This is a genomic window from Ruegeria sp. YTSC003 (assembly GCF_059609785.1).
Genome location: NZ_JBXWMK010000001.1, coordinates 443,437 through 465,103 on the forward strand (window position 1 = coordinate 443,437; position 21,667 = coordinate 465,103).

General features: G+C 57.2%; 22 protein-coding genes. 11 read left to right on the plus strand and 11 right to left on the minus strand.

Annotated features, from left to right (window positions below; all coding sequences use genetic code 11):
• Nucleotides 1–38 precede the first annotated feature (38 nt).
• Genes AC2FFH_RS02205 through AC2FFH_RS02215 form a run of 3 tightly spaced genes read right to left on the minus strand, consistent with a single transcriptional unit; the run spans nucleotide 39 to nucleotide 4,599 of the window.
• On the minus strand, nucleotides 39–3,086 hold the full coding sequence (locus AC2FFH_RS02205; protein ID WP_496769055.1) for an efflux RND transporter permease subunit: 3,048 nt from the start codon (nucleotides 3,084–3,086) through the stop codon (nucleotides 39–41).
• Nucleotides 3,087–3,097: 11 nt separating this feature from the next.
• On the minus strand, nucleotides 3,098–4,135 hold the full coding sequence (locus AC2FFH_RS02210; RefSeq protein WP_496769057.1) for an efflux RND transporter periplasmic adaptor subunit: 1,038 nt from the start codon (nucleotides 4,133–4,135) through the stop codon (nucleotides 3,098–3,100).
• On the minus strand, nucleotides 4,132–4,599 hold the full coding sequence (locus AC2FFH_RS02215; RefSeq protein ID WP_282151756.1) for a MarR family winged helix-turn-helix transcriptional regulator: 468 nt from the start codon (nucleotides 4,597–4,599) through the stop codon (nucleotides 4,132–4,134). Before AC2FFH_RS02215 ends, AC2FFH_RS02210 begins: the two co-directional genes overlap by 4 nt.
• A gap of 168 nt (nucleotides 4,600–4,767) precedes the next feature.
• Here AC2FFH_RS02215 and AC2FFH_RS02220 point away from each other — a divergent pair, with 168 nt between their 5' ends.
• Complete coding sequence (locus AC2FFH_RS02220; RefSeq protein ID WP_496843634.1) at nucleotides 4,768–5,892, plus strand: beta-ketoacyl-ACP synthase III; 1,125 nt, start codon at nucleotides 4,768–4,770, stop codon at nucleotides 5,890–5,892.
• 107 nt (nucleotides 5,893–5,999) lie between these two features.
• Here AC2FFH_RS02220 and AC2FFH_RS02225 read toward each other — a convergent pair whose 3' ends face one another.
• Both AC2FFH_RS02225 and AC2FFH_RS02230 read right to left on the minus strand, forming a co-directional pair.
• The gene (locus AC2FFH_RS02225; protein WP_496755234.1) at nucleotides 6,000–6,593 is read right to left on the minus strand and encodes an HAD-IA family hydrolase; all 594 of its coding nucleotides are present in this window, start codon (nucleotides 6,591–6,593) and stop codon (nucleotides 6,000–6,002) included.
• A 181-nt stretch (nucleotides 6,594–6,774) separates the two neighbouring features.
• Complete coding sequence (locus tag AC2FFH_RS02230; RefSeq protein ID WP_058275729.1) at nucleotides 6,775–7,236, minus strand: hypothetical protein; 462 nt, start codon at nucleotides 7,234–7,236, stop codon at nucleotides 6,775–6,777.
• A gap of 354 nt (nucleotides 7,237–7,590) precedes the next feature.
• Here AC2FFH_RS02230 and AC2FFH_RS02235 point away from each other — a divergent pair, with 354 nt between their 5' ends.
• The gene (locus tag AC2FFH_RS02235; protein WP_496769063.1) at nucleotides 7,591–8,169 is read left to right on the plus strand and encodes a thymidine kinase; all 579 of its coding nucleotides are present in this window, start codon (nucleotides 7,591–7,593) and stop codon (nucleotides 8,167–8,169) included.
• Here the strand turns inward: AC2FFH_RS02235 and AC2FFH_RS02240 are convergent.
• The 5 genes from AC2FFH_RS02240 to AC2FFH_RS02260 all read right to left on the minus strand — a co-directional run bounded on the left by AC2FFH_RS02240 (nucleotide 8,166) and on the right by AC2FFH_RS02260 (nucleotide 11,361).
• On the minus strand, nucleotides 8,166–9,116 hold the full coding sequence (locus AC2FFH_RS02240; protein WP_496843635.1) for a 2-hydroxyacid dehydrogenase: 951 nt from the start codon (nucleotides 9,114–9,116) through the stop codon (nucleotides 8,166–8,168). The two genes, AC2FFH_RS02235 and AC2FFH_RS02240, sit on opposite strands and share 4 nt — an antisense overlap.
• Complete coding sequence (locus AC2FFH_RS02245) at nucleotides 9,116–9,454, minus strand: tRNA-binding protein (RefSeq protein ID WP_058275547.1); 339 nt, start codon at nucleotides 9,452–9,454, stop codon at nucleotides 9,116–9,118. Before AC2FFH_RS02245 ends, AC2FFH_RS02240 begins: the two co-directional genes overlap by 1 nt.
• A complete protein-coding gene (proC, locus tag AC2FFH_RS02250; protein WP_496769067.1) occupies nucleotides 9,447–10,262 on the minus strand; it encodes a pyrroline-5-carboxylate reductase in 816 nt (271 codons plus the stop codon). Before proC ends, AC2FFH_RS02245 begins: the two co-directional genes overlap by 8 nt.
• Nucleotides 10,263–10,298: 36 nt before the next feature.
• Nucleotides 10,299–10,799 carry a type III secretion system chaperone family protein gene (locus AC2FFH_RS02255; RefSeq protein WP_496724030.1) on the minus strand — a complete coding sequence of 167 codons (501 nt, stop codon included), beginning with the start codon at nucleotides 10,797–10,799 and terminating at the stop codon, nucleotides 10,299–10,301.
• A gap of 313 nt (nucleotides 10,800–11,112) precedes the next feature.
• Entirely contained in the window at nucleotides 11,113–11,361 is a 249-nt protein-coding gene (locus AC2FFH_RS02260) for an accessory factor UbiK family protein (protein WP_050604795.1), read from the minus strand.
• Between the two features lie 97 nt (nucleotides 11,362–11,458).
• On the opposite strand from AC2FFH_RS02260, the gene lgt reads away from it, so the two are divergent.
• From lgt to AC2FFH_RS02285, 5 genes are all read left to right on the plus strand, one after another.
• Nucleotides 11,459–12,346 (plus strand): prolipoprotein diacylglyceryl transferase, encoded by an 888-nt coding sequence (gene lgt / locus AC2FFH_RS02265; protein WP_496769069.1) that lies wholly within the window; start codon nucleotides 11,459–11,461, stop codon nucleotides 12,344–12,346.
• Entirely contained in the window at nucleotides 12,343–13,410 is a 1,068-nt protein-coding gene (locus tag AC2FFH_RS02270; protein WP_496769072.1) for a class I SAM-dependent methyltransferase, read from the plus strand. Before lgt ends, AC2FFH_RS02270 begins: the two co-directional genes overlap by 4 nt.
• A complete protein-coding gene (pgeF, locus tag AC2FFH_RS02275) occupies nucleotides 13,407–14,165 on the plus strand; it encodes a peptidoglycan editing factor PgeF (protein ID WP_496724024.1) in 759 nt (252 codons plus the stop codon). Before AC2FFH_RS02270 ends, pgeF begins: the two co-directional genes overlap by 4 nt.
• A gap of 269 nt (nucleotides 14,166–14,434) precedes the next feature.
• Nucleotides 14,435–14,563 (plus strand): hypothetical protein, encoded by a 129-nt coding sequence (locus tag AC2FFH_RS02280; protein ID WP_496738197.1) that lies wholly within the window; start codon nucleotides 14,435–14,437, stop codon nucleotides 14,561–14,563.
• A gap of 332 nt (nucleotides 14,564–14,895) precedes the next feature.
• Nucleotides 14,896–15,678 (plus strand): Hint domain-containing protein, encoded by a 783-nt coding sequence (locus AC2FFH_RS02285; protein ID WP_496843636.1) that lies wholly within the window; start codon nucleotides 14,896–14,898, stop codon nucleotides 15,676–15,678.
• Between the two features lie 116 nt (nucleotides 15,679–15,794).
• On the opposite strand, the gene AC2FFH_RS02290 is transcribed toward AC2FFH_RS02285, so the two are convergent.
• Nucleotides 15,795–16,295 (minus strand): Lrp/AsnC family transcriptional regulator, encoded by a 501-nt coding sequence (locus AC2FFH_RS02290; protein WP_108859290.1) that lies wholly within the window; start codon nucleotides 16,293–16,295, stop codon nucleotides 15,795–15,797.
• Nucleotides 16,296–16,521: 226 nt separating this feature from the next.
• Between AC2FFH_RS02290 and trxB the strand changes: the two genes are divergently transcribed.
• From trxB to AC2FFH_RS02310, 4 genes are all read left to right on the plus strand, one after another.
• Nucleotides 16,522–17,463, plus strand: coding sequence for a thioredoxin-disulfide reductase (gene trxB / locus AC2FFH_RS02295; RefSeq protein WP_496843637.1), 942 nt, complete (start codon nucleotides 16,522–16,524; stop codon nucleotides 17,461–17,463).
• A 4-nt stretch (nucleotides 17,464–17,467) separates the two neighbouring features.
• Complete coding sequence (locus tag AC2FFH_RS02300; protein WP_496843638.1) at nucleotides 17,468–17,944, plus strand: RES family NAD+ phosphorylase; 477 nt, start codon at nucleotides 17,468–17,470, stop codon at nucleotides 17,942–17,944.
• A gap of 51 nt (nucleotides 17,945–17,995) precedes the next feature.
• A complete protein-coding gene (locus tag AC2FFH_RS02305; protein ID WP_496843639.1) occupies nucleotides 17,996–19,666 on the plus strand; it encodes an adenylate/guanylate cyclase domain-containing protein in 1,671 nt (556 codons plus the stop codon).
• A 206-nt stretch (nucleotides 19,667–19,872) separates the two neighbouring features.
• Nucleotides 19,873–21,591 (plus strand): bifunctional sulfate adenylyltransferase/adenylylsulfate kinase, encoded by a 1,719-nt coding sequence (locus AC2FFH_RS02310; RefSeq protein ID WP_496724013.1) that lies wholly within the window; start codon nucleotides 19,873–19,875, stop codon nucleotides 21,589–21,591.
• The last annotated feature ends 76 nt before the right edge of the window (nucleotides 21,592–21,667 follow it).

Below are 21,667 nucleotides of genomic sequence, written 5' to 3' on the forward strand. Positions count from 1 at the left end.
CCAGCCGGGTTTGAGAAATTCGACAAAAATCTGAGCTGTTACGCAGCGGCTTCTTTAATCTCACGCTTTTCATCTCGCGCGAAGAAGATCATGTAGAAGACGGGCGCTGCGACCATCGTCAGGATTGTCGCGAAGGCCAGGCCGCCCATAATCGTCACCGCCATGGACTTGAAGAACGCATCTGTCAGCAACGGCGCCATGCCCAGAATAGTGGTGATCGCGGCCAGCATCACTGGGCGCAGACGTGAGACCGAGGCCTCGATGATCGACTCGCGCAAGCCTTTGCCGGTTTCGCGGACCAGATCGATTTCCTCGACCAAAACAATGCCGTTCTTGATTAGCATCCCCGACAGGCTGAGCAGACCCAGCAGCGCCGTGAAGGTGAACGGAAGACCAGTACCCAACAACCCGATAACCACGCCATTTACGGACATCGGCACCAGCAACCAGATGATAATCGGCTGACGGATGGCGTTAAAAATCAACACCGAAATCAGCACCATGATCAACAGGCTGACCGGCAACTGACGGCCCAGGCTTTCGTTGGCGTCACCGGCGTTTTCGAACTCGCCACCCCACTCCATGCGATACCCTGCGGGCAGTTCCATCTCTTCGATGGCAGCGCGAACTTCCGAGTGGACCTGAGCCGCCGTCAGACCCGCCGGAATTTCGGCGCCGACGGTAATGGTCAGCACCCGGTCACGACGATGAACCAGCGTGTTGAGCGATTTGTACTCGAACCCGTCGACCATCTGTTCGATTGGCACAAACTTTTCGGACTGATCCGAGTACACGACCTGATCGACGATCGAGTAATCTCCGTCCGCAGGGCGGCGGATGATGATCGGGATCAAACGGTCGCGTTCCCGGAATACACCCGCCCTGATACCATCGGTCGAAAATTGCAGCGTTCCGGCGATATCTTCACGGGTGACACCGGCAGTCTGCGCTCGTTCTGTCGCATAGATAGGCTGAACCGCCAGTTCCTTCTCACGCCAGTCCTGATAGACATGCAAAGCGTTCTCGGACGCACCGCGCATCCGCTGAATCGCTTCGTCCGCAAGCTGCCGCAGAACAGCCGGATCACTACCCGAGAACCGGGCCTGGATCGGATCACCGCCGCCAGGGCCAAAGATCAGACGCTTGGTGCGGAACTCACCTTCGGGGAATTGAGCGGAGCCAAACGCCTCTAGATCAGCCTGCAATGCGGGAATGTCATCCAGAGTTTCTGTACGGATGATCATGTGGCCATAGCTGGGGTTCGGTTTCTCTGCCGAATAGGTCAGCAGAAACCGGGTTGCCCCCTGCCCAACAAATGTGGTGACGGCAACGACATCGTCGCGTTTGTCCAGCCATTCTTCGAATACAGCCATATCCTCGGCCGTTCGCGCGATGGGCGTACCTTGCGGCAGTTTGTAGTGCACGAAGAACAGCGGCGTGTTCGAATCGGGGAAGAACTGCTGTTTGACCAGTCCAAACCCGGCGAAACAGGCAACAGTGACGCTTATCAAACCGGCAACAACCAGCCAGCGGAACCGGAGCGCCCAGCGCAGGATGCTGCCGTAGACACGGAACATGATCCCGCCATAGGCATCCACAGCGCCTGCCTCACCCTGCTTGAAGAAATAGTGGCCCAGCATTGGTGTCACCGTCAGAGCCAGCACCCAACTCAGCAGCAGTGAAATACCGATCACCGCAAACAGAGAGAACAGGAACTCGCCCGTCGCATCCGGGCTAAGACCGATCCCTGCAAAGGCCATGATCCCGATGACGGTCGCGCCCAACAACGGGATTTGCGTCTTGGAAGCAGCTTCATCCGCAGCATCGCGCGAGTTTTTCCCGCGCAGCATCGCGATCTGCATGCCCTCAGCCACAACGATGGCGTTATCCACCAACATACCCATCGCGATAATCAGCGCACCCAACGAGATCCTCTCCATCTCGATTGAGAACATCGACATGAACAGCAGCGTTCCCACCACGGTCAGCAACAGGGTTGAGCCGACAACAACCGCCGCGCGCCATCCCATGAACACCGCGAGTACGATAACCACAATGGTCACGGACATGGCCAGATTTACCAGAAAGTCATTCGAGGCCTGCTCGACCACCACGTGCTGTTGGTAGATCGGCAGGATTTCGACGCCAAACGGGATTTGCGAGTCCAGCTCGGCGAATTTTGCATCAGCGCGTTTGCCGACCTCGACAATGTTTTCGGTGGACAGACCCGCAATGCCCAATGTGAAAGCTTCGGTCCCGTTGAACCGGATCATCACCTCGGGGTCGGTCTGGCGACCACGATACACGTCGGACATATCAAACAAGTTGATCACCTGCCCTTGCGAGCCTACCGACAATCCCGCAATCGCTGAGACACTGTCCGACCCTTCGGCAGTCAGGATGGTCGTGCGGTCATTCTCTGAGCGGACCGAGCCCGAAGCGTTCACCGAATCCGCATTGGCAATAGCTTCATTGATGGACTGCAGCGGCACATTCTGGTTCACCGAGATGGCCAGATCGGGTTCTACAAAGATAGCCTCTTGCGGCAGGCCCATCACTTCTACGTCTGCGACGCCTTCGACGGTCAGCAATTCGCGCCGCAAGAAGGTGGACAGCTCGTGTTTTTCAGCGTCCGAAAACCCATCAGCCGTTACCGCATAGAACAGCCCGAACACGTCGCCGAACCTGTCATTGACCAGCGGCGCCTGCACTCCGGACGGCAGGCTGCGGGCCGTATCACGCACCTTGGCGCGCAGCTTGGTCCAGATTTCGGGCAATTCGGTTCCGTCATATGTCGATTGGATCTCAACTTCGATCAGCGAAAGCCCGGGCTGATTCACGGATGTGATCGTATCAACCTCACCCATTTGCTGGATGGCGGATTCCAGTGGCTCGGATACCTCCAGCGCCACCTGTTCAGCCGTTGCACCGGGATACTGGGTCACGATGACCGCGTTTTTAATAGTGAAGGCCGGATCTTCCAGACGTCCCAACGACAGAAACCCCCAGACGCCACCAAACAGGGCGATCAGGATTATCAGCCACGTATAGATCGGGCGATCAATGGATGCGCGCGCAATGTTCATCGATCCGCCCTTCAGTTTGCAAAGCCGACAAAGCGGCGAACGGCTTGGCCATCTGTCAACGTGCTGCCACCCGCGACGACGATCTCGTCACCATCGTTCAACCCTGTCAGAACACGGACTTCGCCGGTCTGCGTGGGTTCGATGGTAACCGGCACAAGCTGGACGGCGCCTTCATCGGCCCCAACCGGTGAAAACACCATGACGCCCAGACCGCCCTCAGCGTCCGAAATGATGGCCGTTGCGGGCACAACGATACCTGTCCGGGCGTCCTGGACTTTCACATTCACGGTCACTGACGAACCCGGCAAAATCTGCAATCCTTCAGGTGGCGTGAGGCCAAACTGGATGCGGAAAGTCTGACCCACGCTCGAGGTTTCGGCGTCAAATTCCCGGATCTGCAGGGGGAAGACCTCGTCGCTGGTTGGAAACTTCGCCGTAATCGCAATGTCATCTTCCTGACCCGATCGTTGGAACAGGATTTCCGGAACATCTACTTCGATCCGCAATTCGGACATATCGTGGATACGCACGATGGGCGCCCCTGCGTTTACAGTGGTAAAAGACTCGACCGTTCGGCGTGAGACCAGCGCGTCAAACGGCGCGGTCAGTGTGGCGTGTTCCAGATCATATTCGGCATCGCGGACGGCGATATCCGCCAGTTGCGCTTCGGTTTCCGCGTCGTCCACCGCCACCTGGCTGGCTGTGGTTCCGCGCAAACGAGAAAGACGGGCCACGGTACGATCCGCCTGATCCTTTTGCAGGACAGCGCGGTCATAGCGGCGCTGGAATGGTTCCTGATCCAGTTGCGCGATCAGCTCGCCCTTGGGTATCACGAACCCCTCGGTCACCGGCATTTCGACGATTTGCCCGGAAACCTGAAAGGCCAGATCGACTGTTTGCCGCGCAGCGACGCGACCAAAAAACTGGCGCGAGAAGCCGGGCGAAGTCTCTTGGACCATCATTAGTTTTACGGGCTTGGCGCTATCCTGCGCCAAAACGGAGGTGGCGAACACGGTCAGAGCGACGCTCAGTACAGTGAAGAGTTTCATTTCTTCAATCCCTCAGGAATTCCTGTTTTCATTATGTTTTCCCGGATCTTCCGGGCCAGTCGTGCAAATTCGGCAGTTTCGTCAGCATCCAGCCCAGAAGCTCTGCGGAACAGGTCTCCCGCCTCGGACATCAGAACCTGTCGCATCTCAAGCCCCTTGTCGGTCAGAACCAACAACCAAGCCCGACGGTCTTCTGGATCGCGCTGGCGGGTCAGGTACCCTGCCTCTTCCAGCGCGTCAGCGGTTGACGTGATGGTGGACGGCACCGTCAGCATGTCTGCAGCCAAAACGCCCATGCGTTTGGGTCGCTCAAGCTTGACCATCATATGGCATTCCTGATGACTCAGCCCGACCTCTAATGCGTCCAGGCTTTCTTCCAGTTTCCAGTAGAGCGCATAGACCCCCATCATCGCCTGCACTTCAGGACTGAGGCAGCGGACCAGCGCACTGTCGTCATGGGTCATCGGTGAATCCGTTTGTAACTTTGGCCTCGCATATACTTCGAAATATGAACTATTCAAGAAGCGAAGCGGATTTCAGCCGAAACTTTGACATTCCCTTGGGTCAACGTCTCTTGATCTAACCCTTGTATGCCTGCATTTTGGGCGAATCCGAAACATTCAGGTCTTATCATGTACACGCCCGCGATCACCGGCTCAGGTGTTTTCACCCCCGAAAACGTCATCACCAACGCCGAACTTGTCACGGCCTTCAACGCCTATGCCGACAAGATGAACGCCCAAAACGCAGACGCAATCGCGGCGGGTGAGATTGAGCCGATGCAGCATTCGTCGGAAGAGTTCATCTTCAAGGCCTCGGGTATCGAGAAACGCTACGTGATGGACAAGGACGGTGTTCTGGACCCTGACGTGATGCATCCTTTGTTGCGTCAACGTAGCGATGACGAACCGGGCATCATGACCGAGATGGCCGTGGATGCGTGTAAAAAGGCGCTGGAACAGGCCGGGCGCAGCGCTGAGGACGTTGATCTGGTGATCTGTGCCGCGTCTAACCACGAACGCGCCTATCCCGCCGTCGCGATCGAAATCCAGCAAGCGCTTGGGATCAGCGGGTTCGGGTTTGATATGAATGTCGCCTGTTCTTCGGCCACTTTCGGGATTCAGGCCGCCGCGGACATGGTCCGCTCCGGCTCGGTCCGCGCCGCATTGGTGGTAAACCCCGAGATTTGTTCAGGGCATCTGGAATGGCGCGACCGCGATTGTCATTTCATCTTTGGCGACGTGGCCACCGCCACTTTGATCGAGCGGGTCGAAGACGCGAAGGGTCCGAATTTCGAAATTCTGTCAACACGCTGCGCGACCGAATTCTCGAACAATATCCGCAACAACAACGGCTTCCTGCGTCGTTCACGCCCTGACGGGGTGGTCGACCGCCGTGACATGCAGTTCATGCAGAACGGACGCAAAGTCTTCAAAGAAGTGCTGCCAATGGTCAGCAAGCACATCTCGGATCACATGGACGCGGAAGGCGTGAACAGCGATGACCTGAAACGCCTGTGGCTGCATCAGGCCAACAAGACCATGAATGACTTCATCGGCAAGAAGGTTCTGGGACGCGAACCCGAGGTAGGCGAACAGCCCAACATCCTGCAAGATTATGCCAACACCTCCTCGGCCGGGTCCATCATCGCGTTTTCCAAGTATTCGGATGATCTGTCAGATGGAGATGTCGGCCTGATCTGTTCCTTCGGCGCGGGGTATTCAGTTGGATCGGTGATCGTCAAACGGCACAGTTGACTTCTTGGCATCGCGACACACCGATCTCAATCCAGGATACGCCGCACCACAGCGCGCAAGACGACATTAGGAACGCTTGATTGGGACGCAAAAGGTATAATACCCGCTTAACTTACACTGCGGTGTAGAATCGTGGAAAGGCGTTCGGTTCCATCCCAATGGACAGCCTTCCATCCTGCGGATCGGGCTGCCTCAATATTCGGCAGGGTATCATCGACCAGCAAAAGTTCACCCGGTTGGCGCCCGACCTCCCGCGCTGCGAAAGCGAAGAACTCAGGTTTTGGCTTTCTGCACCCTGCTTTTGCTGAGTACACGATGCCGTCAACTTCATCGCCGAGCGCCATTGTCTGCATGAGATAGATTGCTCTCATGTGATCCTGGTTGGTTGCAAGATAAACAGGTATGCCTTTGCGTCTCGCCTCTTGCACATCCGCAACAGTGGTTTCGACTATACTTGAATCCCCTCTAAACCAATAGTCTATCAAATCAGGAGCTTTGATGGTCGGTGCAACACGCTTCAGAACAGCCTCTAGTATCGGTAAGAGTTCAGCCCGTCCCTCGACAATGGCAGTCCATTCAGTTTTGAAAAACTCTTCCGCAAGCAGATTAGGATCTAGTCCCAGATCCTTCGATAAATCAGTGTCCCATCGCAGACCATCGCCGGGACGACCGTCGACGAGGACACCATCAACATCAAGCATCAGGCATTTTGCCATTACCGAACCATTTAGTGACGCAACTGTAGTGGTGCACTTGTCGCTTGTAGGACAATTGAAACGAAACACACCTGTTCAAATCCAATTCAATATAAGGACTGCTAAAAAGGTTGCGGGTTGTTCACAGGAACATCGTCCTAATCCCTGAGCGGCGCACACCGAAACTTCAGCTTACGCTTTCCTCTTCCAGATGCAGCTTCATATCCAGCAGAACTTGTTGCAGCTGGCTGGTTTCCCTCAGAAGACGCTTGGCTTCGTTTACCGTGATGATGCCATCCTCGATTGCTGACTGGTATTCGGTCATCAGCATTGCAAACCGCTGGCTCAGCGCGATGACGTCGGAATTCACTCCGCCAGTACGGGGGCTGTCGTCATTGCGCCCGTCATAGGACAGGGTGATATTTTTCAGATCGGCCAGCGCCGAGGTGACGTGGGGGAAGTTTGCCACTGCTTCAAGCCGCGCCACCGCATCGACCGGCATGAACCGATCAGTATGTTCGACATTGTCAGAATAATAACGGCCCAACGTGGCTTTGGATTTGCCTGTAATCTCACACGCGGATTCGATTCCCACGTCTTTAACCAGCGCTTCAGTGTGTTTTTTCAGGTAGGCCCCGATATCTGCCATGTTTTTACCTTTACTGCCTGCACGCCCCACTAAATCTGCCATTGCGGGGGAAAGGGAAAAGAAAATTCCCATACTCGATTCATAATTGAAATGTCATATGTTGGCTATCCCTCAGATATGCGGGGGTTTTGTGAGTGAGTGGAGGCATTTAATGCCAGTAATGAGTGATTGCGGGTCGGTATTCTTGTCCTGCTACGGTTAGGCCGCATGTTGGCCGACGGCGTCGCTGTTGTTGAGGCGGGGGAATCCATCCCCAATGGGCTTACGCTCGACCTCTGCAACAATAACGGCGACGTCGCTTATTAAAGCTCTTGATGGCTTGCCCGATCAAAGCAGGCGTTTTAGACCCGACCCATGGCAAAACTATACTTTAATTATTCGACGATGAACGCGGGAAAATCGACCGTGTTACTGCAAGCCTCGCACAATTACCGTGAGAGGGGGATGGACACCTATTTGATGACCGCGGCCCTTGATGGCCGGGCCGGTGTTGGCAGGATTGCGTCGCGGATCGGCATATCGGCTGATGCGGACACGTTCGCCGCTGGAACCGACGTGTTCGCGATGATTGAACAGCGCCTGAAAAAAGGGAACGTCACCTGCGTTTTTGTCGATGAGGCGCAATTTCTGACCGAAGAGCAAGTCTGGCAATTGGCCCGGGCGGTCGATGATTTGCGGGTGCCTGTCCTTGCCTATGGCTTGCGCGTGGACTTTCAGGGCCGCCTGTTTCCCGGTTCAGCTGCCCTGCTGGCGCTGGCCGACGAGATGCGCGAAGTGCGGACTATTTGCGAATGCGGACGAAAGGCGACGATGGTCATCCGTCAGGACGAAAACGGCAACGCCATTACCGAAGGCGCGCAGGTGCAGATCGGCGGCAATGAAACCTATGTTTCGCTCTGCCGCAAACACTGGCGCGAGGCCGTCGGGCGCTAGACCGGGTTCGGCAAAGATCGCCCCGCGACGAAAGCTGCAACGTTGTCCAGCGCTATATGCCCCATATCGGTGCGCACCTCTTCGGTCGCTGTGCCAAGATGGGGCAGTATCGTCACATTCTCCATATCGCGCAGGGCCTGCGGAACGGTGGGTTCGAACTCATAAACATCAAGGCCCGCGCCTGCGATCTGACCTGATTGCAGGACGTTGACCAGTGCGGATTCGTCCACAACTTCTCCGCGCGCGATGTTGATCAAGATGCCCGAAGGTTTCATCGCCTCCAGCACCGGCGCATTGATCAGGTGGCGCGTTTGCGCACCGCCTGGAACGGCGAGCACCAGGAAATCGACCGCAGCCGCCAGTTCTTTCAGGTCCGGTATGTTTTCTGCGGGAAACTCCACCTCTTTCGGGCTGCGCGACTGGTACGCCACGTCCATCCCAAAACCGAAATGACAACGCCACGAAATGGCCTGACCAATTCTGCCCATCCCGACGATCCCAACGCGTTTTCCGGTCACATGATGCCCCAGCATTTGCGTCGGATGCCAGCCTTGCCATTTGCCCGAACGAACCAGCCGTTCCCCCTCGCCCGCGCGGCGCGCGGTCGACAACAGCAACGTCATCGCGATGTCTGCCGTGGCATCGGTAACCGCACCGGGGGTGTTTGAGACCTGAATCCCTGCAGCCCGCGCGGCTACGACGTCGATATGATTGTACCCTACGCCGAAATTTGCCAGCAGTTTGCAGCGCGGCTGCGGCACTTCCGCGAAAATTGTGGCCGAAAACTGATCGCCCAGGGTGGGCACGACCACATCAAATTCGGCCAATGCGTGCCGCATTTCGTCGGGCGACATTGGCAACGTGCTGCTGCGGATCTCGACGTCGAACTCGGCGCGAGCGCGCGCCTCGACGGCGGCCGTCATGGGGCGTGCGATCAAAAGTTTCATCAGTGCATCCGCCCGCCGGTTGGAACCTCGCCATCCGGACCGATCAGAACGATCTCGCCCTTGTCGTCGGGCAGGCCCAGCACCAGAACCTCGGACATGAACTTGCCGATCTGGCGCGGTGGGAAATTGACAACGGCCATCACCTGCTTGCCAACCAACGTCGTCGGATCGTAATGCGCCGTTATCTGGGCTGAGGTTCGGCGCTCGCCAATTTCGTCTCCAAAGTCGATCCACATCTTGATCGCGGGCTTGCGGGCCTCTGGGTAAGGCTCGGCGCGGACAACCTTACCGACCCGAATGTCGACCTTCAGAAAATCATCGAATGAAATCTCACTCACGGGACAGCTCCTTGGATCGGTCAGTTGCAGCCTTGACGGCGCGGTGCAACAGATCGGGGAAACCTTCTTCCTCATGCATCAGCACTTCAAGCGCAGCTTGCGTCGTACCGTTGGGCGACGTCACGTTGACACGCAGCTGCGATGGGTCTTCCTCTGCCGCCATGGCCAAAGCCCCTGCCCCGGCAACGGTCGATTTGGCCAGTTTCATCGCCAGATCAGGCGGCAAGCCTTGCGCCTGTCCGGCTGCTGCCAGCGTTTCGATCAGGTGGAAGACATAAGCAGGCCCCGAACCGCTCAGCCCGGTCACCGCGTCCATCTGCGCCTCGTCCTCAAGGCGAACTGTGTCACCAATTGCGGACAGCAGGTTTTCCGTTAGGGCTACATCGGTGTCTGAGGCGTTTGCATTGCCGATCAATGCTGTGATCCCCTGCCGGATCGCCGCCGGTGTATTTGGCATCGCCCGCACAATTGGGGTGCCTTCACCCAACAAAGCTTCAAAGGTGGCGATTGATGTGCCCGCTGCGACTGACACAAACAGGCTGCCGCCTCCGCCCAGCGCTTTGATCGCTGGCAGTGCCTCGCCCATCATCTGTGGCTTGACGGCCACCAATACGACCGCCGGGGCCTCGGGTAATGGAGTGTTGATATTGACGCCCTGCGCCTTCAGCCAATCCGAAGGATACGGGTCGATCACCCAGACGGCTGACGTAGGAAGGCCATGCTCCAACCAACCGGCGAGCATGGCCGAACCCATCTTGCCGCATCCCAGAAGAACCAGCCCCTGCTCGGCGACGCGTGACATGTCCATGATTGCCCCTCTCCATATCCGGTTTGGGGCAAATCTTTACGCGCGGCCGTAGGCCTCTGCAATGGCGACCTGCATCGCGTCCTCGGGATCGCGGTTGCCCCAGGTGACCAGTTGGATCGCGGGGTAATAGCGCTCGGCGCTCAGAACCGCGGCGGTGATCATTGTGTCGATCTGTTCCGGGCTGGCCATCTGGCCACCCGCCAGAACCAAACCGTACCGGTAGACCATCAGCTTTTGATTGGCCCAATACGTAAATGCACCAGCCCAGCACTGATCATTCATCTTGTTGAGCAGCTCATAAAGCTCGTTCTCGCGCTCGGATGGAGGTTCCATTTCGAAAGAACACACCATGCGGAGCGTTTCGTCATAGTTGGACCAGGCCAAGGTGATCGAATAGGTGCGCCACTGTCCTTCGACAGCCATGGCAATCTGATCATCCCCGATCCGGTCGAAATCCCAGTCGTGGTGTTCGGCAAGATGTTCAACAATGTCGATTGGATGAAGGTCTTCTTCGAGAAACTGTTCGGAAAGGGCCATAATGCCACCTCACTAATCTCTAGCCTTTTAGGGGCTGGCAGCGCCCCAGCGCTAGTTGCTTGCTCTACAAGCCGGGCTTCCCCAGTCTGCCTGTACTAGATATGGTGCGCCGCTGGCAGGGTTCTGGCAACCCTATTTGTTGGGGATAACATCAATAAGTTGTGGACAGTCGGCAACGGCGATCAAAATATTGGCGCCACCGCCAGCTTTGTCTTGATTAAATTTGGTAAGGTGTCAAAATACACAACACCGCACAATCCCAGCGTGGATTGCGCGGCGGTTTTCTTTTTTCAAAATCTCGAGTGTGCGGAACTTATTTGTCCAGCTTGGCTTCAAGCGCGGCAATACGTGCCTCAAGCGCTGCGTTCTCTTCGCGCGCCTTCTGGGCCATGGCGCGCACAGCATCAAATTCTTCGCGCGTGACGAAATCACGATCGGCTAACCAGCGGTCGATCATCGACTTCATGGCGTTCTCGGCTTCTTCCCGCGCGCCTTGCGCGACGCCCATGGCGTTGGTCATCAGTTGGGAAACGTCATCAAGAATCTTATTACGGGTTTGCATGGCTTTACTCCGGTATCGCGGTTGGTCTCTATATGGGCAAAGAATGGCCCGGGCTCAAGGTTGACTTGCCCCGCTAACCCCGGGCAATGAGACGCACATGCAGGCTGTTCTGAATTTCCCCGACCTTTCGCCCGAAGTTTTCTCGATCTCGCTGTTCGGGATGGAGTTCGCACTTAGATGGTACGCGCTGGCCTATATCGCCGGTATTCTGATCGCATGGCGATTGGGTACTGCGGCGCTGAAGCGTCCGGCCCTTTGGCCTGCAGATACTCCACCGATGAAACCGCAGCAGTTGGAGGATCTGATCACCTGGATCATCCTCGGCGTGATTCTCGGCGGGCGTCTGGGGTTCGTTCTGTTTTACCAACCGGCTTACTACCTATCGCACCCGTTGGAGATATTGATGATCTGGCAGGGCGGTATGGCCTTCCATGGTGGTTTGCTGGGGGTCGTCGTTGCGTCCTATCTCTATGCGCGGCGTTACCAGGTCCCGGTTTTGTCTTTGGCCGATCTGATCGCACACGCTGTGCCGCCCGGACTGCTGTTGGGGCGGTTGGCGAACTTCACTAATGCCGAGCTTTGGGGGCGACCCAGCGACGTTCCATGGGCAGTGATCTTTCCAGGTGGCGCCGCGCAGGACTGCCCTGGTGTTGTGGCCGGGATGTGTGCCCGACACCCCTCGCAGCTTTATGAAGCTGCACTGGAAGGTTTGTTGCTGGGCGCACTTCTACTGTGGATGGCCTATCGGCGTGGGGCGTTTCACAAGCCCGGTCTGGTGATGGGTGTATTTCTGGCAGGTTATGGCGCCTCGCGTTTCATTGTTGAGTTCTTTCGTCAGCCTGACGCACAGTTCGTCTCGGCCGGGAATCCGCTGGGGCTGGCGTGGCACGTGGGCGGCTATGGCCTGACCATGGGGCAAATGCTATCGCTGCCAATGATCGCGCTTGGCCTTTGGTTTGCACTGCGCGCGCGACGCACTCAATGAACCTTAAGGATCACCTACTGGCGCAAATTGCGCTGAATGGCCCGATGAGCGTGGCCGATTTCATGACTGAATGCCTGCTGAACCCTAAGTTTGGATACTACACCACCCGCGATCCGCTGGGGGCGCAGGGGGATTTCATCACTGCACCGGAAATCAGCCAGATGTTCGGAGAGTTGATCGGGCTTGCTCTGGCGCAAAGCTGGATGGATCAAGGCAAGCCGGACAGGTTCATTCTAGCAGAGTTGGGACCGGGTCGCGGCACACTGATGGCAGATATCCTGCGCGCAACCAGCAGCATATCTGGATTTCACGAGGCCGCAGAAATTGTTTTGTTCGAGGCCTCCCCTGCCCTGCGGGACAGGCAGGCGCAATTGCTGAGCGGTCACAACCCGCGCTGGATCGATACGCTCATCGACCTGCCCGAAGCCCCCCTGTTTCTGGTGGCGAACGAGTTTTTTGATGCCCTGCCAGTCCGCCAATTCATACGTGAAGGTGATGGCTGGCGCGAACGTCTAATCGGTGCGCAGGGCGAATCGCTTACGTATGGGCTGGGGCCGAACACGGCTCAGATCGGTCTGGCAGATCGCATGACCGACACCCAAGATAGCGATTTGGTTGAACTTTGCGCGGCCGCAATTCCGATCCTGACCGTGATCGCTGGGCGGATCGCCACTTATGGCGGGGCGGGTCTGATCGTGGATTACGGTGACTGGCATTCGCTGGGCGACACGTTTCAAGCTTTGCAATCACATGAACGTGTTGATCCCCTGCAAGCTCCGGGTCGGGCGGATCTGACCGCGCATGTAGATTTTGAGCCCCTTGCTATTGCCGCACGCGCCGCCGGTTGCGCCCATACAAAGCTGACACCTCAGGGCATGTTTCTGGAACGGCTGGGCATCACGGCCCGCGCACAGGCGCTGGCTGCGCCACTCGGCGGGTCTGAGCTTGAGGCGCTCATTGCTGCACATCGCCGGTTGACGCATCCCGAGGAAATGGGAAATCTGTTCAAAGTACTGGGCCTCTACCCTTCTTATGCTGCACCTCCACCGGGACTGGAACCATGACATTGGAAATTCTGACCTCGGACGTCCTATCGCCTGTCCGCCACGGGTTTTTCAGCCGTCGGGGCGGAGCGTCTTCCGGAATATTCGCGGGTTTAAACTGCGGCTATGGCTCGTCTGACCAAACCGAAGCGGTGGCAGTGAACCGTCAGCGCGTGGCCGCGGCGATGGAGGTCAACCCGGACGCATTGGTCGGGGTGCATCAAGTGCATTCCCCAACCGTTCTGACAGTGGACGCTCCGATAAATGGCGACAAACCCAAAGCGGATGCGGTTGTCACCGCAACCCCGGGATTGGCGCTGACGATTCTGACAGCGGATTGCCAACCGGTCCTGTTTGCCGATTCTGACGCGAATGTGATCGGGGCTGCGCATGCCGGGTGGCGCGGTGCTTTGGACGGTGTATTGGAGGCAACCCTGGACGCGATGGAGGCATTGGGCGCGCAGCGGGAAAACACCGTCGCTGTCATTGGTCCTACGATTTCTCAAAACGCGTATGAGGTCGGTCCAGATTTCCTGGATGAATTCGCAGCGGATTCGCCCGAAAACCTTAGGTTCTTCGCGAATGGCAATGGGGATCGACTGCAGTTCGACCTGCCCGCCTTTGGTCTGCACAGATTGCGGCAAGCCGGGGTGGGTCAGGCGGAATGGACGCGGCACTGCACCTATTCAGACCCGGACAGATTTTATTCCTTCCGCCGCTCGACCCACGCGAAAGAAGCCGATTATGGCCGTTTGATCTCCGCCATTAAATTGTAGAGCGCGCCCAAAATGTGGCGAAATCGCCGCTTTTTCGCCACATTTGTTGTGTCTGTTTGAGTCGAGACATTTTGACTTTTATTGTCCGCACTCAGGTGTTTATCAAACGATTATCCCGCGGTGCGAGGCATTCCAAAGAAGAGGATCTGCCGACCTTCGACTTTACTGTTTAAATCCTGAGTCAGCCTTATCGGTGCCGCATTGACGCGCCACACTGATCCTACACAGGAACCCGGGGTAGCTGCCCCGGTACGACTAGGAATAATAACATGAAGGTTAAATCTCGTTTTCTCAGTGCCGTTGTTGCGGCCACGCGAGAACAGGCACCGGAAATGCCGTGGAAACGGGTTTCCAGTTCTTCGATCAGGGTCGCGCGCCGCTTGGCACGCCAACGCTGATCAAAAGCCCAAGGAACCATGCTGCCGGTTCCAAGGGTCAAGACGCACATCGGAGGGGTGCTCCGGGCCGGTGTGTGACCAACCGCTGAAATTTCCAGCGGCCTGGTTCAGGGGTGTGTGTGCGCAGGTAATTTCCGCCTGTGTTTTAGTGAGTTTGTCTGGGGGGTCAGTGTGTTGACCAAAGGAAAGCGAAAGTTCATCGCGTTGCGACGCCGCAAAGGCGTGCGCCCTGAGGTCGCTATCTCATTAAAGACAAAGAATACGCCGGTCAGGTTGCCCTGTACGGAGGGCTTTACCCGTCTGAACGGTATTTTAGGAGGGACGGAATAAAAATGACAATTCCACATTCCTTGACGCGCGCAGCCAGATACGCGGTCGAAACTTCGGCCATGCTGCGCGAAATTCCGAAGACAAACGCAAGACCAAAGGCGCAGTTGCGGCGCTATGAGGTCAGTACCTTGATGCCGAACGGAGATGTTTCGCAAACGCGCCACATCGCCCCGGCATTGCCCATGTTCGAAGACGCCTTTTGTGCCTTTACACGCGGATCCCTGGTGGAAACCGAAAACGGCCCATTGGCGATCGAAGATCTGCTTCCGGGCGACATGGTTCTAACGCAGGATGGCGCACTGCAGACCGTGTTGTGGAAGGGGTCGGTGACCCTGATTCCCGGGCGCGCGGATTCGCGTGGGCGTACACGCCCGCTAACTCGGATCATGGCCGATACATTTGGAATGCAAAAGCCGCTGTCCGGCGTAATCGCGGGACCTGCAGCACGTCTGCTGGGCGCACCTGCGCATCTGCGCCATTTACACGACGGGGGCGAAATTCTGACCCCTGTCCATGAATTCCAGGACGGTATGAGCGTGATCGAAACATTGCCGCCGACCCCGATTGAGCTGTTTCACATCTGCCTGAAACGTCATTCGGTCATCAAGGTCGATGGCCTGCAATTCGAATCATACCATCCGGGAGTCAATGCCGCACGCCAGGTTAGCCAATCGCTCAGATCGATCTACTTGAACTTGTTTGCGCATATCGAATCGCTGAGCGATTTTGGTCCACTGGTTCTACCACGCGCAGGAGACGGTGAGATAAATGCGCTTTCTGCGTGACAACGAAAACTAACTGCAATGTGGGGGCATTATGCAGCTGATAATTAGTTGGGTTCTATCATTAACGGTCGCAGCTTTTCTGCCGCCGTCAAAACCGCATCAAAAGCGAATGATGTTCACGCCGTCCGGTTCATTCGTTCTTCCAGAACGTCGAAGGGAACGCCGGGTTCGTCTTTGGCGCCGCGAATAACCAGCGATGTTTTTACACTGGCTACATTGGGCGTGGTCAGCAGCTCGCCCGTCAGGAACTGCTGAAAACTGCTCAGGTCAGGGGCGACGCACTTCAGGATAAAGTCCACCTCGCCGTTCAACATGTGGCATTCCCGGACCAACGGCCATTCGCGGCAGCGTTCCTCGAACGCGTTCAGTTCGGATTCGGCCTGGCTTTCCAGCCCCACCATGGCAAAGACCTGAACCTCGAACCCCAACTCGCGTGAGTTCACATCGGCATGGTAGCCGCGGATAAGCCCGGAATCCTCAAGCGTACGCACGCGCCGCAGGCAAGGCGGCGCAGAAATACCTACGCGTTTTGCCAGCTCTACATTGGTCATGCGACCGTCTGCCTGCAATTCTGCCAAAATCTTGCGGTCAATCTCATCCAGCCGTATCGCGACCATGAAATGCTCCTAATTTTTCGGTTGTTATATCAGCACCCGACCAATGCGCAATTATCTTTCGCACCTGCGCAATATTCTATATTTTCAATGTTCTTTTTTTGGGCACCTTGCCGCAAATGCATGGCTACCTGTCAAAATGTTGGGGGTTTAAGCCCTGCGCGACGCTCGCTATATCCATCCGTCAGGGGCCACGCGCCCCAATCAGGCAGATCGAGTTGGGGGTACTATGGCCGAAACACGACACACCAGGGTTCTGATCATCGGATCGGGACCGGCCGGTTACACGGCTGGCGTTTATGCAAGCCGCGCGATGCTGGAGCCGATTCTGGTTCAGGGCATCGAGCCGGGTGGCCAGCTGACCACAACGACCGAGGTCGAAAACTGGCCCGGAGACACCGAGGTTCAAGGCCCCGACCTGATGGTGCGTATGCAGGACCATGCCAAGGCGATGGGTTGTGAGATCATTGGCGACATAATCACCGATCTGGACGTCAGCAAACGCCCGTTCACCGCAACAGGCGACAGCGGCACAGTCTATACGGCTGATGCTGTCATTCTGGCCACAGGCGCGCGCGCCAAATGGCTGGGGTTGCCGTCGGAAGAGAAATTTAAGGGCTTTGGCGTTTCTGCTTGCGCGACCTGCGACGGCTTCTTTTACCGCGGGCAGGAAATCGTGGTCATCGGCGGCGGCAACACCGCTGTTGAAGAGGCGCTGTTCCTGACCAATTTTGCAAGCAAGGTCACTTTGATCCACCGTCGTGATGAGCTGCGCGCGGAAAAGATCCTGCAGGACCGGCTGCTGAAGCATGAAAAAATCGAACCCCTGTGGTTCCACGAGTTGGAGGAAGTGACCGGCACCGATGCCCCGCTGGGCGTCGAAGGTGTGCGGGTCAAAAACGTGAAGACCGGCGAGATTACCGAGATCCCCTGCAAAGGCGTTTTTGTCGCGATCGGACACGCACCTGCCAATGAACTGGTCAAGGACTCGCTGGAATCCCATATGGGCGGCTATGTCGTGACCAAACCTGGCTCGACCGAAACTTCGGTGCCGGGTGTATTTGCGGCGGGCGACCTGACCGACCACATCTACCGTCAGGCCGTCACCAGCGCGGGAATGGGATGCATGGCCGCACTGGACGCTGAGCGTTTCCTGGCCGAACAGAACTAATCAGATGCTGGAATTCTCTGGCCCAGTCTGGAGAATTTTGTTTCTGTCGCAATTGGACGCCCCTTTGGCCCCTGCCCGGGCGCCAGAGGGGCGTTTTCATTACGCGGGACAATCGGCGCTTTACGCTTCGCTCAGCGCGGAAGGCGCCGGAATCGCCATTCGGCGATATGTCACGGCAGGCGAACCACCAAGGGTTTTGGTGCAGGCAAACGTGACAGACGCAAAGCTGGTCGACTTACGGGGGCAGTCTGACGCATCTGTCATATGGCAGGATATTCACGCCAAACAGGGCACCTCACCCACATGGCGGTTCTCTGACCACGCGCGCAGCATTGGCGCGGACGGGTTGATGTACAGCTCGCGCTCGCGCCCCGAACTCAGCCACATCGTCCTGTTCGACCCGTCGCTTTCGCTGATCCGTGTGAATACGCCGCCAACGGATTGGACACCGCCCTATCCGCAACCTGCGCTTGACCGCTAAGCTGCGGCGTATCAGACTCGGCCTCAGGCGAGACCAATGCAGGTGATCTGATTGAAAACTGTTCTGTGGCAAGGCGGGTGGGCAACCCGGCTGAGGATCGGCAGCGGCCTGATTCTGTTCGCCTTTGCGTTCTTTCACTTCATCAATATCGGCCTTGGTCTGTTTCACACAGATTACTTGCATGGCATGCAGGATGCCCGACATGTGATCACACGCCACGATGTCGGCAGCATAATACTCTATGCTGCTCTTTTGATTCACTCGGGGTTAGCCCTGTACTCGATCAGCCAGCGCCGGACTTTGCGCATGCCGTTCAGCACAGGGTTGCAGATGGTTCTGGGGTTGTTGATCCCATTGCAGCTGATCTCGCATATCGTGCAAACGCGCTATGCGAACACGGTCTACGATGTGAACGATGAAATGGGCTATATCATCGTTCTGATGTGGCCCAGCTACGCGGTCTGGATGCAAAGCCTGTTGTTGCTGGTGGTGTGGGTACATGGCTGTATCGGACTGCACATGTGGCTGCGGCTGACCCGCTGGTGGCCCAAACTGGTGCCATATCTGATTGGCCTGGCTGTGTTTGTTCCCACATTTGCCCTTGCCGGAGTGCTGACGGAAGGGCGCCGTATCTGGGCCGATTTTGCAGACCCGTTTTTGCGCGAACAATATATCGAGCATTACAACTGGCCCTCTCCCGAAGACTTCCAGCACCTGTTCAGCGTAAAAGACAATGCGCTCATGGCGTTCTGGGTGGCCCTTGGCGCATCCCTGGCGGTATTTGCGATCCGCAAGCTGTGGCGCCGCCGACATTCCGTGCGCGTCAAGTACGCTCAAGGCCCTGAGGTCGTTGCCGAAAAAGGGATGACCCTACTTGAAATTTCCCAAGCCAACGGTATTCCACACACGGCGCTATGCGGTGGCAAAGGGCGCTGCACCACCTGCCGCGTGATTGTCGAGGCGGGCGGGGATCAACTGCCCGAACCTGGTGAGGTCGAAGCCCGAAGCCTAGCTGCGGTCAGCGCCCCGGCGGGTGCCCGGCTGGCATGTCAAATCCGACCGATGGCTCCGATCACAGCGTTTCGCATGTTCCGTCCAGATGGCGCCCGACACCGGGCACATGCAAGCCAGGGTCAGGAACGGCAATTGGCGGTCCTGTTTCTGGACATGCGCGGCTTTACCTCGCGCACCGCTGGCCAACTGCCCTATGACATCGTTTTCCTGCTAAACCGCTTTTTCGACGCCATCGTCCCCGCGATCACGGCCGAGGGCGGAGTGGTCGACAAATACATGGGCGACGGCCTGTTGGCCGTGTTCGAAACCAACGACGCCCAAAGCTCTGCTCGGGCCGGGATGAAAGCGGCCATTGATATCAGCCTTGCCTTGCAGCGTTTCAACCAGCAGCTGGAATCCGAGGGCAGCCCCCGGATCCGCATCGGAATGGGCCTGCATCTAGGGGACCTTGTTCTGGGTGAAATCGGTGCCGCAGGCCACGCCGCCCGTACAATCATCGGCGACACCGTAAATGTGGCCAGCCGGTTAGAAGCCGAAACCAAATCCCTGGGCTGCGAACTTCTGGTCTCGGAAGAGTTGTTGCTGGCGTCAGGATATGACGGCGATATGCGGCAGGTTCGCCCATTCGAGCTGCGTGGCGTGACGCGACCGATTCCCGCCCTGCCCGTCCCCAAAGCCGCGGATCTGAACGCCAATGTCACTGCATAAGAACACTCGCCCTGAATTGGGTGGAATTGTTGCCCACATCGGGAACCAGCTTCGCAGATTGCCACGCAAACCGGAATTTCCTTCCATTGCGTGGAAAAACCGCGCATATCGTCCTTTGTTTCACCAAGGTATATGGACTTCACCCAAAAGCCGGGGCAAACGCCCCGTAATCAACGGCAAAGCAGCACTTTTACAAGAGTATTCCCATGACGATGTTAAGTAACCTGGCCCCAATCCCCGAATTGTTCGTGTCCTACGATTCAGCACAGAAACTGAAGGTGGAAGCCGCCGATCTGACCAGCTGGGACCTGAGCCCGCGCCAAATCTGCGACCTGGAATTGCTGATGAACGGCGGGTTCAACCCTCTCAAAGGCTTCCTGAGCCAGGCGGACTACGACAATGTCGTTGAGAACATGCGGCTGGCCGATGGTACCCTTTGGCCGATGCCCATTACTCTGGACGTAGACGAGGCGTTTGCCGACAAAGTCGAATTGGGCCAGGACATCGCGCTGCGCGATCAGGAAGGCGTCATTCTCGGCACCATGACCGTCACCGACCGTTGGACACCGGACAAAGCCCGCGAGGCCGAGAAAGTCTTTGGTGCCGATGACGAGGCGCACCCGGCGGTGAATTACCTGCACAACGTGGCGGGTAAAGTGTATCTGGGCGGACCCGTGGTCGGCATTCAGCAGCCCGTCCACTATGACTTTCGCGCGCGCCGCGACACTCCGAACGAGTTGCGCGCCTATTTCCGCAAAGTCGGCTGGCGGCGTATCGTGGCGTTCCAGACCCGCAACCCTCTGCACCGCGCGCACCAGGAACTGACCTTTCGCGCCGCGAAAGAGGCGCAGGCCAACCTGCTGATCCATCCGGTCGTGGGCATGACCAAACCTGGCGACGTCGATCACTTCACCCGCGTGCGCTGCTATGAGGCAGTGCTGGACAAATACCCGGCCTCGACCACATCGATGTCGTTGTTGAACCTGGCAATGCGCATGGCTGGCCCGCGCGAAGCTGTCTGGCACGGGCTAATCCGTGCAAACCACGGCTGCACGCATTTCATCGTGGGTCGCGACCATGCGGGCCCGGGCAAGAACAGTCAGGGCGAAGATTTCTATGGCCCCTACGATGCGCAGGATCTGTTCCGCAAGTACCAGGATGAGATCGGCGTCGAAATGGTCGACTTCAAGCACATGGTTTTTGTGCAGGAACGCGCGCAATACGAGCCGAACGATGAGATTTTGGATAAGGACAATGTCACTATCCTGAATATATCGGGCACCGAGTTACGCCGTCGTCTGGCCGAAGGTCTGGAGATCCCGGAATGGTTCAGCTTTCCCGAGGTTGTCGCCGAATTGCGCAAGACCCGCCCACCGCGCAGCCAGCAGGGCTTTACTGTGTTCTTCACCGGCTTTTCGGGCTCGGGCAAATCCACCATCGCCAACGCGCTTATGGTCAAACTGATGGAGATGGGCGGCCGCCCGGTTACTTTGCTGGATGGTGACATCGTTCGGAAAAACCTGTCGTCCGAACTGGGCTTTTCGAAGGAACACCGCGACCTGAACATCCGTCGCATCGGCTATGTGGCCAGCGAGATCACCAAGAACGGCGGCATCGCAATCTGCGCGCCGATCGCGCCCTATGCCACGACCCGCCGAGCAGTCCGGGAAGAGATCGAACAATTCGGTGCCTTCTGCGAAGTTCACGTGGCCACCACCATTGAGGAATGCGAACGCCGCGACCGCAAGGGACTGTACAAGCTGGCCCGCGAAGGCAAGATCAAAGAGTTCACCGGCATCTCGGACCCGTATGACGTTCCTGCAGACCCAGAACTGAGCGTCGAGACCGAAAATGTCGAGGTCGACAACTGCGCCCATCAGGTTCTCCTGAAACTGGAAAGTATGGGGCTGATTGCAGCATCCTAATTGCTACAACGAACAAGCAAAGCGGCCAGCAGTGGCCGCTTTTTGTGTTGGATTGACAAGCGCACGCTGCCTTGGT